Below are 405 nucleotides of genomic sequence, written 5' to 3'. Positions count from 1 at the left end.
GAAAAGATTGTGGGCGAAACACGCAGATTGCTGACAGATGAAGATGAGTACGCCAAGATGTCGAGGGCGCACAACCCCTACGGCGATGGCAAAGCGGTGCAGCGAATCATCAGCGCGATTCTGAATATGTAGGAGAACATATAAATGGCACGTGAACTGCAAGAAATCGTGGTGATGGGGTTAGGCTATATCGGTCTGCCAACTGCTTCCATGCTGGCTACCAAAGGTCACACCGTGCTGGGTGTGGACGTGAGCGAAGTTGCGGTAAATACCATCAATTCCGGGCATATCCACATCATTGAGCCAGACCTCGATATCCTGGTCCGCTCAGCCGTCAACAGCGGCAACCTGCGCGCGTCGCTTACACCGAAGGAGGGCGATACCTTCATCCTGGCGGTGCCTACG

At 54.1% G+C, this 405-nt stretch carries 1 protein-coding gene and 1 pseudogene; both read left to right on the top strand.

The features are described from left to right. Positions 1-9 precede the first annotated feature (9 nt). Positions 10-132, top strand: a complete 123-nt coding sequence (locus QZH66_RS18620) for a hypothetical protein (RefSeq protein ID WP_305807264.1) — start codon at positions 10-12, stop codon at positions 130-132. Between the two features lie 12 nt (positions 133-144). After that, positions 145-405, top strand: a pseudogene (locus QZH66_RS18615) (UDP-N-acetyl-D-mannosamine dehydrogenase); the annotation flags it as partial.

This window comes from Stenotrophomonas sp. YIM B06876 (genome assembly GCF_030711595.1).
Classification (GTDB): Bacteria; Pseudomonadota; Gammaproteobacteria; order Xanthomonadales; family Xanthomonadaceae; genus Stenotrophomonas.
The sequence above is the reverse complement of the archived record's forward strand: the minus strand, read 5'-3'. Positions and strand labels throughout refer to the sequence as shown.